The 14167-nt window shown below is 75.2% G+C and carries 15 protein-coding genes; 3 read left to right on the forward strand and 12 right to left on the reverse strand.

Annotated features, from left to right (window positions below; translation table 11 throughout):
- Positions 1–62 precede the first annotated feature (62 nt).
- From KBX06_RS22645 to KBX06_RS22655, 3 genes are read right to left on the reverse strand one after another with little or no spacing between them, the layout of a single operon-like run.
- Positions 63–548 (reverse strand): SRPBCC family protein, encoded by a 486-nt coding sequence (locus KBX06_RS22645; RefSeq protein ID WP_210838394.1) that lies wholly within the window; start codon positions 546–548, stop codon positions 63–65.
- Positions 545–907 (reverse strand): helix-turn-helix transcriptional regulator, encoded by a 363-nt coding sequence (locus tag KBX06_RS22650; protein ID WP_210838396.1) that lies wholly within the window; start codon positions 905–907, stop codon positions 545–547. Before KBX06_RS22650 ends, KBX06_RS22645 begins: the two co-directional genes overlap by 4 nt.
- A gap of 39 nt (positions 908–946) precedes the next feature.
- Positions 947–1645, reverse strand: coding sequence for an HAD family phosphatase (locus KBX06_RS22655; protein ID WP_210838398.1), 699 nt, complete (start codon positions 1643–1645; stop codon positions 947–949).
- 97 nt (positions 1646–1742) lie between these two features.
- Here KBX06_RS22655 and KBX06_RS22660 point away from each other — a divergent pair, with 97 nt between their 5' ends.
- Complete coding sequence (locus KBX06_RS22660) at positions 1743–3707, forward strand: peptide deformylase (protein ID WP_247686492.1); 1965 nt, start codon at positions 1743–1745, stop codon at positions 3705–3707.
- Here the strand turns inward: KBX06_RS22660 and KBX06_RS22665 are convergent.
- Complete coding sequence (locus KBX06_RS22665; protein ID WP_210838402.1) at positions 3640–4017, reverse strand: CU044_2847 family protein; 378 nt, start codon at positions 4015–4017, stop codon at positions 3640–3642. The two genes, KBX06_RS22660 and KBX06_RS22665, sit on opposite strands and share 68 nt — an antisense overlap.
- Before the next feature lie 178 nt (positions 4018–4195).
- On the opposite strand from KBX06_RS22665, the gene KBX06_RS22670 reads away from it, so the two are divergent.
- Positions 4196–4507, forward strand: a complete 312-nt coding sequence (locus tag KBX06_RS22670) for a hypothetical protein (protein ID WP_210838404.1) — start codon at positions 4196–4198, stop codon at positions 4505–4507.
- Between the two features lie 63 nt (positions 4508–4570).
- On the opposite strand, the gene KBX06_RS22675 is transcribed toward KBX06_RS22670, so the two are convergent.
- The 5 genes from KBX06_RS22675 to KBX06_RS22695 all read right to left on the reverse strand — a co-directional run bounded on the left by KBX06_RS22675 (position 4571) and on the right by KBX06_RS22695 (position 11714).
- The gene (locus KBX06_RS22675) at positions 4571–6946 is read right to left on the reverse strand and encodes a tetratricopeptide repeat protein (protein ID WP_210838406.1); all 2376 of its coding nucleotides are present in this window, start codon (positions 6944–6946) and stop codon (positions 4571–4573) included.
- Complete coding sequence (locus tag KBX06_RS22680; protein ID WP_210838408.1) at positions 6943–8706, reverse strand: ABC transporter permease subunit; 1764 nt, start codon at positions 8704–8706, stop codon at positions 6943–6945. Before KBX06_RS22680 ends, KBX06_RS22675 begins: the two co-directional genes overlap by 4 nt.
- Positions 8703–10001: an extracellular solute-binding protein gene (locus KBX06_RS22685; protein WP_210838410.1), complete on the reverse strand. Its 1299-nt coding sequence runs from the start codon at positions 9999–10001 to the stop codon at positions 8703–8705. Before KBX06_RS22685 ends, KBX06_RS22680 begins: the two co-directional genes overlap by 4 nt.
- Positions 9998–10555, reverse strand: coding sequence for an ATP-binding cassette domain-containing protein (locus KBX06_RS22690; RefSeq protein WP_210838412.1), 558 nt, complete (start codon positions 10553–10555; stop codon positions 9998–10000). Before KBX06_RS22690 ends, KBX06_RS22685 begins: the two co-directional genes overlap by 4 nt.
- A 145-nt stretch (positions 10556–10700) precedes the next feature.
- Positions 10701–11714, reverse strand: coding sequence for a YafY family protein (locus tag KBX06_RS22695; RefSeq protein ID WP_210838414.1), 1014 nt, complete (start codon positions 11712–11714; stop codon positions 10701–10703).
- A gap of 71 nt (positions 11715–11785) precedes the next feature.
- Between KBX06_RS22695 and KBX06_RS22700 the strand changes: the two genes are divergently transcribed.
- Entirely contained in the window at positions 11786–12238 is a 453-nt protein-coding gene (locus KBX06_RS22700) for a hypothetical protein (protein WP_307854724.1), read from the forward strand.
- Between the two features lie 129 nt (positions 12239–12367).
- On the opposite strand, the gene KBX06_RS22705 is transcribed toward KBX06_RS22700, so the two are convergent.
- The 3 genes from KBX06_RS22705 to KBX06_RS22715 all read right to left on the reverse strand — a co-directional run bounded on the left by KBX06_RS22705 (position 12368) and on the right by KBX06_RS22715 (position 14106).
- The gene (locus KBX06_RS22705) at positions 12368–12673 is read right to left on the reverse strand and encodes a DUF2470 domain-containing protein (protein ID WP_210838418.1); all 306 of its coding nucleotides are present in this window, start codon (positions 12671–12673) and stop codon (positions 12368–12370) included.
- Positions 12670–13341 (reverse strand): heme oxygenase (biliverdin-producing), encoded by a 672-nt coding sequence (locus KBX06_RS22710; protein WP_210838420.1) that lies wholly within the window; start codon positions 13339–13341, stop codon positions 12670–12672. The genes KBX06_RS22705 and KBX06_RS22710 overlap by 4 nt, the downstream gene beginning before the upstream one ends.
- 102 nt (positions 13342–13443) lie before the next feature.
- Positions 13444–14106, reverse strand: coding sequence for a TetR/AcrR family transcriptional regulator (locus KBX06_RS22715; protein WP_210838422.1), 663 nt, complete (start codon positions 14104–14106; stop codon positions 13444–13446).
- Between the last annotated feature and the right edge of the window lie 61 nt (positions 14107–14167).

The raw sequence follows: 14167 nt of genomic DNA on the forward strand, positions 1-14167 counted from the left end.
GGAGGGTGCGGGAGGGGGCCCCGCGGGGGGCCCGCCGGCCGGCACCACTGCCACAGCCCTCCTCAGAGGTCCCTGACGACCTCGACCAGCTGGTCCAGCGCGGCGCTCCAGCCCTCGGCGAAGCCCATCTCCTCGTGCGACTTCTTCGCCGCGGCGTCGGCGTGGATCGCCGTGGCGGTGTACTTCGTGCCGTTGCCGGTGCCCTCGATGCGGATGATCGCGGTGAACGGGAAGCCGTCGTCGACGACCTGGGGACGGAAGCCGGGGCCGAGCCCCGAGGTGAAAATCAGCGTCGAGCCCTCCTCGACGAGCAGGATGCAGCCGGTGCTCGGGTACTCCTGGCCCTCCGGTGAGCGCATCACGGTGTTGAACCTGCCGCCGGGCTCGAGGTCGATCTCGCAGGAGGAGGTCGACCAGGGCCGGGGGGCGAACCACTGCACGATCAGCTCGGGCGTGGTCCAGGCCTTCCAGACCAGCTCGGGCGAGACGTCGACGGTGCGCTCCAGGACGAGGTCGAGATTCGGGTTCACGCTCGGGTGGGTGGTCATTTCTGCTGCTCCTTGAGGTCGTGGAGGAACGAGTCGAGTTGGTCGAGGCGTCGGGACCACACCGCGCGCTGGCCGGCGAGCCAGGTGTCGACGTGCTCGAGCGGCCCCGGGGCGAGCCGGTAGGTGCGCACCCGCCCCTTCTTCTCCGACGTCACCAGACCGGAGCGCTCCAGGACGCCCAGATGCTGGGTGAACGACGGCAGTGCCATGTCAAAGGGGCGGGCGAGCTCGCTGGTCGTCGCGGGCCCCCGGCCGAGCAACTCGACGACCCGGCGGCGGGTCGGGTCCGACAGCGCGTGGAACACGCCGTCCAGGGCCACGTCGCCGCTGCCGTCACCACCGCCCGATTGCTTAGGCATGAACCTAAGCATGCCCTGGCCCGAAACTTAGGTCAAGCCCTAAGTGAAACCGCCAGCCGCCCTCGGCCGGCCGTGCGGGTGGGACCCGGCCGGCACCGCGGCGAACAGTGCCGGCACGGTGAGGTCGGCCAGCCTCCTCGTCCGACCGGACCAGGCCGGCGACTCGCCGTCGCCGACCAGCACCACGGGGCAGCCGGCGGCGACCGCGCTGGATACTCCCGTTGGTGAATCTTCCACGGCAACGCATCGCGACGGTGGAAATTGCAATCGGCGCGCACCGAGCAAATAGGGGTCGGGTGCGGGCTTCGGTCGAGTGACATCGTCGCCGCAGACGACCGTGTCGAATTGGGGAACGTCATTGTGAGTCAGTAACGCGTTCACGATCTCCCGGCTGCTCGACGTGACGAGCCCGACCGGCACGCCCTGCCGTCGCAGATCCTCGACGAGGCGGAGCCCGAACCCGTCCCAGCGAGCCGCGCCGTCGAGATGGCGCTGTCGTACGAACCGCTCAACCCAGGTCACGTCGGCGCCGGTATCGACGTCCGACCAGCCCAGGCGGCGATGCACGGTGCGTACGGCAGCCAGCGCGGTGAGGCCGCGCAGCCCGTCGACCGCCCCCGCCGGCACGGCCTGCCGCCGACCGACCAGCGCGGTGAGCGCGGCCCGCCACAACGCTGCCGTGTCGACCAGTGTGCCGTCGAGATCGAAGAGCACCGCCCACTTCTTCACTTCGGCCATGTTCCATTCTTCGGCGCTGCGGGTCAATGTTCGGACATCGCGGAAGCGATGATTTCCGATAGGATGGCCATTCCGCAGCGGAACGGAGGTCCCGGTGATGTACCGGGTCGAGCGCGTCATCGCATTCGTGCTCGGTCGACGCGACGCCGAGCGCGTAGGGCTGGCATTCCTGGTCGGGGAGCGCCTGATGATCACCTGCGCCCACGTGGTCAACGCGGCGCTCGGTCGACCGGCGCGGCACGCGGAGCCGGTGCCGAGGAACACCCGCGTCTCCCTGCACTTCGCGCTGCTCGGGCCGCCGAACAGTTGGATCGAACGCAGCGCCGAGGTGGCGGCCTGGCTGCCCACCGGCGAGAGCTTCGACGGGGCGGACGTGGCGGTGCTCCGCCTCGGCGAGGGACTGGACAGCACCGGCGCCGAACCGCTGCGCGTCAGGGCCGACCTGAAGGACCGCTACAACGCCGCGGTGCAGATGTGGGGGCCGGGGCACGGGCGTGACCTCGGACGGCACGTGCGGGGCAGTCTGCTCGGCGCGGTCGGCAAGCACCGGCTCCAGGTCGACGAGACGGTGCACCGGGTCTTCCGGGTGCAGTCGGGCTTCAGCGGAGGACCGGTCTGGGACCCGGAGACCTCCCTGGTGTTCGGCATGCTCCAGGCCATCACCACGGACGCGTCCGCCGAGGTGCTCGTGCTCGACGGGGCGCTGCTGGAGCGGGCACTGGCGGCGGTCGCGACCACCCGTCCCGGCCTGGCGCTGCTGCACGACCACGGCGAGGTGCACTACGACGGCAGCCACTACACGCTGCGACAGCGCCGGCTGCTGCGCCACGGCGGCGGCAGCCCCCGCGCCAGGTACGAGATGAAGGTCTCGGTGGCGCGCTTCCTCAACGACGAGGCGTCCCGCAACCTGCGGCACCACGCGCGGCATCCGCTCAGCGTCGGCAACCCGGTGCGGGACATCGACCTCCGGGCCTGGTGCACCGTCGACGACCTCACCAGGCCGATGGACGTCAAGGCGACCAAGGTGCGCCACGAGGAGATCAACTTCGACCTCTGCTTCCCCGGGTCGGGCCTGCTCACCCCCGGTCAGCAGGCAATCATCGAGTACCGGTACCGGGTGAGCGACGAGATCTGGGGGCAGTGGTACAAGCGCAACGTCAAGCCCAACACCGACCGGCTCTCCATCGAGGCGCACCTGCCGGCCGAGCTGGAGCCGGAGTGCTGGGGCATGACCTCGCTGCCGTCGGAGACGGACCTCGAACCACTCTCCGCCGTCGAGACGCGGGCGGAGGGCGACCGGATCGTCTACTCCTGGGACCGCACCGCCGAGGAGGAGAGTCTCGCCGAGGAACGCCGCATCCGACTGGACTGGTTCTTCTGGCGCCGAATCCCCGACAGCAGCGAGTGTGACGACGCGGCGAGCGTGCTGCGGCAGTTCGGCATCCGGCAGCTGCGCGACCCGGCACGCGGGCGCGAGTCGTCGAACCTGCCGCCGAGGACGCGGCTCATCGACTTCGAGTCGCCGAACGACCGACAGCTGGCCGTCCGGGTGCTCGCCCACCTGCTCCGGGTGGCCGGCTGGGTCAACCGTTACCACGCCTTCAGGCCGGAGGTGAGCATGGGGATAGCGGCGCCGCAGCTCGGCATGGCGTACGCCATCGCGATCGTCCGTCAGCCGGGGTCGCCCGACTACCTGGAACTGGTCAACCCGAGCGTCGTCGAGCAGACCGACGAGGAGGTGCTCGACTTCGAGGGCTGCCTCAGCTTCTTCGACGTGCGGGGTCGGGTCCGGCGGCCCTACGGTCTGCGCGTGCGGCACCGCACGGCACAGGGAGACGACCGCGACGTGGTCCTGACCGGGGCCCTGGCCCGCAGCGTGGCCCACGAGATCGACCACCTCGGCGGCAAGGTCTACACCGACACCGACCGGATGCCCGACGACGAGGCCCCGATCGGCGTACGGCAGTACCGGCAGCTGCGCGACAACGACCGGTTCACACCGCCGGCGCCTCCGCAACGGCTGACCTGGCGGGCGGCGGAGCATCGGCGCGCCGCCAGGTGAGGTTCACCTTGAACGTCGCCTCGGCGGTGCCCTTCGTGAAGATCAGACCCGTCTCCCCGCCCACCGTCAGGCCCAGCTCGACGGAGATCTCGTCGGGGGTGGACGCCGCCGCCCGCAGCCCGGCGACCACGGCCCGCACGGCGGGCAACACCCTCTCCAGCGAGCTGGTCAGCGTGACGGCGGCCCACGGGGCACGCCCGTCGCCCGTCGCCACCAGCTCGATGTCGCCGAGATCCCGGCGTTCCGCCTCGACCTCGACGTACGCGTCGTCGCCGTCGGCGACCGGAACCCTGAGGATCAGCGTGGTCATGCGACCTCCGTGCGTCGGCGGTGCCAGGGGTGCCGAGGACAGTGCACCAAGGTGTAGCAGCCCAGGGTGCCGAGCGGTAGCCATCCGACGGCTTCCTTGCAGCAACGCGTCCGGTCGCCCGATGGCGGGAGCGCCGCCGGGCGTTCCGCACCGGCGGCACGTGGGCCATGCTGGTGCCATGACCGACGTCGGTGCCCCGGAACCGCTCACCCTCAACGTGTACTGCCGGCTCACCGTGGCCGTGACCGACCCGCAGGTGCTCACCGAGCACGCGGTGGCGGATCTGCGCGCCGCGGACGTCGACTGGACCGGGGAGGAGGACGACCTCGAGACGGCGGTGGCGGACCTGCGCAACGACATCGTGGTGTCGCTGGCGTCCGTGGTGGACATCGGCCGGATGGTCGACGGACTGCCGGGCGTGGCGGCCCGGGGCGGGCTGTGCTGGGCCGAGCCCGGGCCGCCCCGCGAGGCCGTCTGGCGCGCCGAGTAGGGGCCGACCCCCGAGCGCGGCCCCGCGCGCGCCGTTCCCGCGGGGCTCCGGGGAGGGCCCTGCTCAGGCCGGCGCGTCGCTGCCCACCAGGCGGGCGTCGGCCGCTGCCCGACCGTCGGCGTCCCCCGCCTGCTCGCACACGCCCGCCGCGTCCGCCCAGTGCCGCCGGGCCTCGTCGGCGTCGTCGAGGGCCGCCGCCGCGTCGCCCAGGTGCAGCAGCGTGCGCCCCAACCCGGCCGTCGGCCGGTCGCCGCGCAGCCGCCGGCTCTCCGCCAGCATCCCGTACGCCTGCCGGGCCTGGGCCGGCGTGGCGGCCAACAGCGCGGCACCCGCGTTGAGCAGCGCGGCGGCCCGGTTGGTCGGGTCGGCCACGGTGTCGTACTCCCGCAGCGCCGCCCGCCACGACTGCGCCGCGTCGAGATGCTCGCCGAGCCCGGCGTGCACCAGCACCAGGTTGGTCAGCGCCGCCGCGTAGCCCCGGGCGTCGCCGAGCGCGCGGAAGGCGTTGGCCGCGCGGACCAGGTGGTGGTGCGCGACCTCCAGCTCCCCACGGGCCAGCCGGGCGGCGCCCAGGCCCAGGTCGGTCAGCGCGTGCCCGGACCGGTCCGCCGCGGAGCGGTGCCGCCGCGACAGCTCCAGGTGCTCCACCGCGTCGTCGAGCTGCCCGAGATCCAGCAGCACCAGCCCCAGGTTCATCCGCGCCTGCGCGGTGCCGCGCCGGCCCCGCTCCGCCACCGCGAGGCTGAGCGCCGTCGCGGCCCCCTGCGGGTCGTGCCGGCGGCGGCGCAGCACCCCCAGTTCGTTGTGCGCCCAACCGGCGATCTCCGGCCGGTCGTCGGCCGTGGGCGTGGCGAGCACCGTGCGGCACACCTGCGCCCACTCGTCGAGCCGCTCGGCGTGGGCGAGCCACCCGCACAGCGCCACCGCCAGCCGGAACCACCACCGGCGCACCCGCCGTGGCAGGGTCTCCGCCGCGCCCGCCGGCACCCGCACCACGGCCAGCAGCAGCTCCTGGTGCAGGTCGAACCAGCCGTACGGGTCGTCGTCGAGCGCCAGCGTCGGCTCCCGGTCCGGTGGCGAGCCGGCCACCGCGAGGCTCGCCGCGTGCCGCTCGGCCCGCCGGGCCAGGTGCCGGGTGAGTCGGGCCTGCGCGGCGACCCGTCGCCGCGCCGGCTCCGCGTCGCGCAGGTGCATGCGGGCGTACGGGGCCAGCAGCGGACGCACCTCGTAGCGGTCGCCGGGCGCGCCGGTGACGAACCCGCCGGTGGCCAGCTCGTGCAGCAGGGCGGCCACCCGGTCCGGGCGACGACCGGCGAGCGCCGCGAGCGTCGGCCGGTCCAGCGGCACCGGGCTGAGCGACATCAGCCGCCACAACCGCCGGGACTCGCCGCCCAGCGCGTGGTACGCGGTGTCCCGTGCGGTCACCAGCAGGGTCGCCGGGGAGCCGGCGACGTGCTGGTGCGGGGGCGTGTCGACGGCGCGGCGCAGCGCGTCGAGCACGTCGGTGTGCCGCCAGCCGTGCTGGGCCGTACGCCGACCGAGCTCCGCGACGGTGCGGGGCTGGCGCCCGCAGAGCTCGACCAGGGCGCGTACCGCCGGGTCGGTGCGCGGGTCCGGGCGGTGCGGCCGGGCGACGGGCGCGGTGGCGCCCGCGGCGGCGAACAGCTCGACGGCGTCGTCGGCGTCCGGCTCGGCGAGGCCGTGCGCCACCACCCCGTCCAGGGCGGCGAGCGCTCCCGTGCCGGCCAGCAGCAGGCGGCACGTCCGCGCGGTCGGCGGCAGCAGCGGCCAGACCTGGGCCGGGTCGTCCACGTTGTCCAGCACCACGAGGACCGCCCGGCCGTCGAGGTGACCGCTGAGCTCGTCGGCGGCGTCGGCGAGGTCGTCGGCGCGCCCCGACGCCGGCGGCCGGGTGCCGAGGATCCGGGCCAGCGCGGTCAGCACCTGCCGGGCGTCGTGGCGACGGTCGCCCCGGCGCAGGTCCAGGTAGTACTGGCCGTCGGGGAAGTCCTCCCGGCACAGGTTGGCGGCCTGGATCGCGCAGGCCGACGTGCCGACGGCCCGCCGGCCGACCACCGCGACCGCGTGCTCCTTCTCCAACAGGTCGATGACCGCGTCGACGTGCCCGGCCCGCCCGCTGAACCCGGCCGGCCAGGGCAGGGTGGGCGCGCCGGCGGTGGGCGTCGCCTCGGTGTCGTCCGGCGGCGCGGCCGGCTGCCGCTGGCGGCGCCACTCCACGACGAGAGCGGCGGCGAGGCCGAGCACGATCACGCCGGCGCTGGCGGAGCCGAGCTGGGCGACGGAGAGCTCGGAGAGCAGGTTGCCGGTGACGTTGCCGAGCACCGCGCTGACCGTCCCGCCGACCACGCCGCCGATCGCGAGCAGCAGGCTCAGCCGACGGGGCCGCCGCGAGCGGCGGGCCGGCCCCGGCCCCGTCATCGGACGCCTCCGGCCACCAGGCCGGCGACGAGCTGGCGGCGGGCCAGGACCACCAGCAGCACCGGCAGGACCGAGGCGATGACCGAGCCGGCGGCGAGCGCCCCGCTGTTGGCCCCGAAGCCCCGGGTCTGGCCGGCGAGGAACAGCCCCAGCGGCAGCGCGCCCGGCCCGCTGAACAGCAGACCCACCACCAGGTCGTTCCACACCTGCACGAACTCCAGCACCGCGACCGCGACCACGGCCGGGCGGTTGTGCCGGGCGAGCAGCCGCAGGCTGCCCCACCAGTGCCGCCCGCCCACCCGGGCCGCCCGCACCTGCTCGGCGGGCAGGTCCGCGAACGCGTTGCGCAGCACCAGTACGGCGAACGGCACGCCCAGCGCGACGTGCACCAGCGCCAGGCCGCGTGCCGTGCCCGAGGAGAGCACCACGCCGAGCACCTCGTTGACCGGCCCCGCGATCACCTGCACCGGCACGATGCTGGCCGCCATCAGCAGCAGCCCGGTGGCCTGGGCGGGCGGCCCGGTCAGCCAGGCCAGCGGGTACGCGGCGAGCAGCGCGACGCCCAGGACCACGGCGGTGACCACGGTCGCCAGCACCAGCGTGAGACCCAGCGTGCGCCACAGCTCGGTGCCGGTCAGCAGGTCCCGGTAGGAGTCGAGGCTGGGCGGGCTCCACCACCAGCCCCGGGCCGCCGCGTCCACCGCCGAGTGCAGCGAGGTGGCGAGCAGCACCCCGAGGGGCACCAGCCAGGCGAGCGCCGCGCCGGCCACCAGCAGCCGGGTCGTCCGGCGTGGCGCCGGCGCCGCCGGCTCGGGCGCGACGGGCACCGGGTCCCGCGGCGGCGGCCACGCCTGCCGCACGAACAGCGCCGCGACCAGCATGCCGGCGACCACCGCCACCAGCCACACCACCCCGAGCGCGGCGCCCTCGCCGGTGGTGGCGCCGTTGGAGGTCTGCCAGACCCGCAGCGCCAGCACCGACGCCTCGTCGCGCACCGAGCCGGGGGTCATCACCAGGATCAGGTCGAACGTCCTGGCGGTGCCGAGCGCCGCCAGGGTGAACACCACCGCCACGGTACGCAGCAGCAGCGGTCGCCACTGCGCGTCCCAGAGCACGTCGCGACGGTTGCCGCCGTAGGCGCGCACCGCGTCGGCGAGACTGGGCGGCACCGCGTCGAGGGCGGCCCGGAACACCAGCACGGCCAGCCCGACCCACGCCCACACGAACGCCGACATCAGCGCCACCGTGACCAGGCCGGGGCCGAGCAGTTGCGGGGCGTCGGCGGCCGACCGGCCGGTCAGCGTCGCGGCGACCAGCGTGGCCAGCCCGCGCTCCGGGTCCGGGTCGTACATCAGCCGGAAGGTGACCCCGGTGACCACCAGCGGCAGCGCGGTCGGCACCACCAGGATGAGGCGGACCAGCCCACCCTCCTGCGAGCGGCGCGAGGCGGCGGCGAGCAGGTAGCCCAGCACGGTGACCACCGCCGGCACCAGCAGCGCCCAGAGCAGCGTGCGCCCCACCACGGCGCCGGTGCCCGGCGCGGCCAGCGCGGTGCGGAAGTGCGCCGCGCCCACCCACCGGCCGTCGGTGGTGACGCTGGCGTGCAGCGTACGCAGCACCGGCCACGCCACCAGCCCGCCGAGCAGCAGCAGGGCGGGCAGCAGCAGCGCCGAGGTGGCTCCGGCCGCCGGGTAGGCCCGCCCGCGCCGGGGCGGCCCGACGTCGTCGAGGACCGCCAGCTCGCCCAGGACCCGGCTCACCGGCCGCCACCCGCCGACCGGGCCGCCGCCGCCAGTTGCCCGACGGCCCGGCGGGTGGCCCTGCCGGCGGGGACCCCGTCGGTGACGTCGGCGAAGAAGTCCTGCATGATCCGCCAGATGCCCACCCCGTCGGAGCCGGTGAACGGGCCCGGCAGCCGGTCGGAGAGGTCGAAGCGCACCGCCCCGGCCGTACGCAGCTCGGCGGCGAGGCGGCGGCGCACGGGATCGCGGTAGTCCGCCAGCGGCACGGACACGTTGGGGGAGAGGTAGCCGCCGGCGCGCAGCCACGGCCCGAACGCGGACCCGTCGCTGAGCCAGCGCACCAGCTCCGCGCCACGCGCCGAGCCGGCGAACGCCACGGCGGCGTCCCCGCCGACGATCAGCGGACGGTCCGCCACCCGGGAGCCGGGGAACCGGAACGTCCCCGGCGGCTCGGGGCCCCGACGGAACCGGCGGCTGACGTCGTCGACGAAGTCGGCCTCGAAGAGCATCGTCGCCCGCCGGTGGTGCACCAGCTGGATGACCGAATCCTCGTACTGGGTGAGCAGGGCCCGGCGGCCGCCGCCGGGGAACGCGCCGTCGACGCTCCACAGCTCGGCGAGCCGGTCCAGCGCCGTGTGCACCGACGGGCTCCGCCAGTCGGCCTCGCCGCGGGCCAGCGCCTCGTAGTGGCCGGGCGGCGCCACGTCGGCGAGCACGTTCTCGAACCAGTCGGTGAGCACCCAGCCGTCGGCCGCGCCGACGGCCAGCGGTGCCGGGCCGTCGCCCGTACGGGCCCGCGCGCCGAGCCGTTTGGTGAGCGTCACCAGCTGGTCCCAGGTGCGCGGCGGCGTGGGGAGCATCGACGGGAAGTACCAGAACAGCGACTTGTGGGCCGCCTTCACCCAGACGCCGTAGCGGCGCCCGTCGGTGGCGCGCAGGTCGGCCATGCCGGGCGGGAGGTCGTAGCTGGGGGCCGGGCTCAGCTCGCGTAGCCAGCCGCGCCGAGCGTACTCGACGACCAGCCCCGAGCGGGGCAGGATCGCCACGTCGGGGCTGGTGCCGGCCAGTTGGCGGGCGCGCAGGAACGCGTCGATGTCGTTGCCGGCGCTGATCACCTGCACTCCGGCGCCGTAGCCGGCCACGACCTCGCGGAAGCGGGCCAGCTCGCCGCCGCTCCACACGACCGCGACCTGGACCGTCGGCGGCCCGCCGGAGCAGCCGGCGACGGCGGTCGCGGTGGTCGTGGCGGCGGCCCGCAGCAGGGTACGGCGGCTCAGCCGCGCCACCGGCGCGGCGCGACCCGCGGGCGTCACCCGCCCACCTCGGCGGCGACCGGCACGTCGGCCAGCGCGTCCGGCTCGGCGGTGCAGACCAGCACCGCCACCCCCGGCGTGTCCGGCGGGGAGAGCCGGCCGAGCAGGTCGGTCAGCCGCCCACCGTCGGCGGGCCCCGTCGGCAGGTCGACCACCAGCGCCTCGGGCAGGCAGACCACGGCCCGGGCGAGCGCCACCCGGAACCGCTGCGCCTCCGACAGCAGGTGCGGCCGCAGCCCCAGCGTCGGGGCCAGCTCCAGCCGGTCGACCACCGTCGCCGTCCACGCGTCGGCCACCTCCCGCACCCGCTCCCGACGGCGCTGGCCGTAGGCGATGTTGCGGCGCACCGTCAGGTGGGGCAGCAGCGCGCCACCGGCCGGCACGTAGGCGATGCGGCGGTGCGGCGGCGGCAGGGCGGTCACCTCCCGGGCGCCGACCAGGACCCGGCCGGTGACCGGCGCGGCCAACCCGGCCACCACCCGGGCGACGGCGGTGCCGACGGGCGGGTCGGCCACCAGCGCGGCCGAGGCGCCCGCGGCGACCTCGAGAGTCACTGCGGCGGCGCCGGGCACTGCGACGAGCTCACACAGTCGTAACGTGGCCATCACCTCCGGTGACCGGGCGGTCGCCCCCAGGGTGGCACAACCGGGCGACACGTGGCGGCCCCGGCGGACCCTCCGCTGTGGAGTCGTGGCCGGTTCAGGCCGGCGCCTGCCCGCCGCCGCCGTGCCCCGAAGGGCGCGGGGCGTAGAGGGCGGCGAGGTCGGCGGCGGTGGTGGCCAGCCGTTCGCGCAGCGCGGTCGGGGTGAGCACCTCCACGTCGGCGCCGAGCCGCAGCAGGTCGCCGTGGGCGTGGGTGAGCGACTCGATCGGAATGACGGCGGTCACCCAGCCAGCGCCGTCGGGCAGCCCGGCGGTCCGGTCCACGGAGGTCGCCACCAGCTCGCTGGCGACCTCCCGGAGCCGCTCCCGGCCCCGGGGGGAGAGCCGGATCGTCGCGTCGCCGCGGTGCAGGTGGGCCCGGAAGCGCACCACGTGCTCCCGCCACCAGGAGGGCAGGTCGAACCCGGCCGGCCGGGTGAACTCCTCGTCCAGGGTGGTCAGGGACAGGATCTGGTTGACCCGGTAGGTGGCAGGACCGTCGCGCCCGGGCCGGCCGGCGACCGTGTACCACCGGCCTCCCTTGAGGACCAGCCCGTAGGGGTCCAGCACCGGGTCGACCTCCCCGGTCCAGCTGCGGTAGCGCACGGCGATCCGGCGTTGCCGCCAGACCGCCTCGGCCACCTCGGCGAGGTGCGGTGAGGCGTCGCCGTCCGCGTACCAGTTGGGGGTGTCCAGGTGGAAGCGTTCCTGGACGCGGGCGGCCCGGTCGGCCAGCTCGGGCGGCAGCGCGGCGTGCAGCTTGAGCTGGAGCGTGGCGACCGCCGCCCCGTAGCCCAGCTCGGCGGCGGGACCGGGCAGCCCGGCGAGGAAGAGCCGCTCCGCCTCCTGCGCGGTCAGCCCGGTCAGCCTCGTCCGCCAGCCGTCGACGAGCTGGTAGCCGCCGGCGTGACCGGCCTCGCCGTAGAGCGGGATGCCGGCCGCGTGCAGCGACTCGACGTCGCGGTAGACGGTGCGGGTGGAGACCTCCAGCCGCTCGGCGAGCTGTGCGGCGGTCATCCGTCCGTGGGCCTGGAGCAGCATCAGCAGGGAGAGCAGTCGACTGGCCCGCACTCCACTGACAGTAGTTGTCAGGGGAGTGTCCGTACCGTCCCGGCATGGCTTTTCGCGACAAGGAACTTCGGGTGCCCGGACCTGTGACGGTCGCCGGCCGCCAGCTCAAGCGCTACCACGTCGACCAGCCGGGCTGCCGGATCTCCCCGGCGGTGCACCGGGCCGCGTATGCGGTGCTGCCCCGCCTGCTGCCCACGCGCGACGGCGACGACACGCCGTCGGCCGGCTGGGTGGTGCTGCACCGGGGTGCCGACACGGGGGCGTACCTGGTGGCGTACAGCTGGGTCTGGGACAACGTGGTGGAGGTGCGGATCGCGGCGGCCGGCCAGCCCGCCGTGAGCTGCCCGGACGACGACCCGACGCACTTCGTGGACCTGGCGCGCCCCTGGGCGGGCTGCGTCTGGGAACTGGGGGTGCTGGAACACGAGCGGGCCGCCTGGGTCCGGCACGTGTTGGCGCCGCAGCGTCCGGACCTGGCCGGCTGGCTCGCCGACAGCCACGCCGAAGGGCCGGTGGGGCGCTGACGGGCGACTTCGACCTCCTCGCCGACGACGTGGCCGAGCCACGCCCGGTGCGGTGCCGGAGACCAACCGGGTGATGGAGTCCGCCAGGACGTCGACTGGCTGACCGGTGCCACCGGCGGGGTGCGCAGTTCAGCCGGCCTGGCGCGGCGGCAGCCCGAGTCGCCGGCACGCCTCGCGGTACATCCGTACCACCTCCTGCCGGACCTGGGCGCGTTCGGTCAGCCGGTGGGCGAACGGCACCCGCACCGGAACCTCGACGTCGTCGACGGCGACGGCGAACTCCATGCCCTCGGCGTCCAGCCCGGTGGCCCGGGCCCGGGTGGCCGCGGGGTGACCGCCGAGCGCGCGGCAGATGAGTAGCGAGTCCTCGGCGTGGTCGTCGTTCATGTGCCGGCAGACGGCGGCGACCACGTCGGCGCCGAACGGGGCGCTCACGCCGCCGCCTCGGCGTCGGTGGCCGGCGCGAGGTGCGACAGGGCGGCGAGGACCTCGGTGTTGTGCCGGTACGCCACGAGCACCTCGGCCCGCAGCGCGGCCCGTCCCGCCTCGTCGAGCGGGAGGTCGTCCAGCCTGGCCCGGTAGGCGTCCTTGTACGCCTTCGGGCTCGGGATCCGGTCGAACCGGTAGAACGCCGCCCCGGCGTCCCCGGTCAGCCCGTAGTGCCGGGCGAGCGACCGTCCGATGTGCAGGCCACCGGAGAGGTCGCCGAGGTAGCGGGTGTAGTGGTGGGCGATGAACCGCTCCGGTGAGCCGGCACGGACCGCGCCGAGGCGCCCGGCGTAGCCGGCCGTCGCCGGGGTCGGCTCGATCCGCCGGCGCCAGTCGGGACCGAGCAGGAACTCCAGGTCCGCGGCGAGGGCGGGCAACCGGGTCAGCGCGTCGTCGACGAACGGACCGGCGAGCGGGTCGTGGCGCATCGCCTCGGCGGCGCCCTCCAGCGCCTCGTAGATCACGTGGTGCTGCATCACGAGCGCGGCGTAGGCGTCGCGGTCCAGGTCGCCCGCGACCAGTGCGGAGACGTACCGCTGGGACTCCGCGCCCTGGTGGGCCTCCTTGCTGGCGGCCCGTAGTTCGGCCGAGAACGGGGTGCTGGTCGCGCTCATGTCTCCTCCAGGGTGACGGGAGGCCGGGCCGGGTCGCCGCCGTCGGGGAACGATCAACGGTAGCCGGGTGCGGGGTCCGGCACGACCTCGGGCCCCGGCGGCTCAGGCCGGTGGGGGAGGGGTGCCGCGGTAGATCGCCGCCAGCCAGACGTCGCGCAGCACGTCGACCACGTCGCCCTCGGCCACCGCCGGCCCGTCGCCGGCGAACGTGGCGTACCAGACGCGCTCGTTCATCGAGTTGAGCGCGATGGCGAGGTCACGGGCCGCCACGCCCCCGGGGGCCGCCCCGCGCCGCCGTTCGGCCTCGATCGCGGTCTCGATCGCGTGCACCCAGCGCTCCAGCACGGCCGCCCACAGCCGGCGCACCTCGGCGTTGGTGCCGCGCACCTGCGCGCAGGCCAGCACCACCGAGCGGTGTGCGCCGAACGTCTCGTGGAACCGGTGGATCAGCTCCCGCCAGCGCGCCGGCGGATCCTCGGCCAGCCGCTCCAGCACGTCCCCGGCGGCGGCGTCGGCCTCCTCGATGACCCGGTCGAGCAGCGTCAGCAACACCGCGTCCTTGGCCGGGAAGTAGAAGTAGAAGGTGGGCCGGGAGATGCCCGCGCCGCGCGCCAGGTCGTCGATGGAGATGTCGGCGAAGGCCCGCTGCCGCAGCAGCCGCTCGGCGGTGGCCAGGATGGCCAGCTCCCGTTCGTCACCGGTGGAGCGCGCCGCGCGCCGTCCACGCCCGGTGGCGCTCCCGCTGGCCGTACGGGCGGGTGTCATGCCCGGTGACTCTACACCTGATCAACACCCTGTCGATCGTAGTCGACAGGGTGTTGACGCG

It is taken from the genome of Micromonospora sp. C31, assembly GCF_018070575.1.
In the GTDB taxonomy this organism is placed as follows: Bacteria; Actinomycetota; Actinomycetes; order Mycobacteriales; family Micromonosporaceae; genus Micromonospora.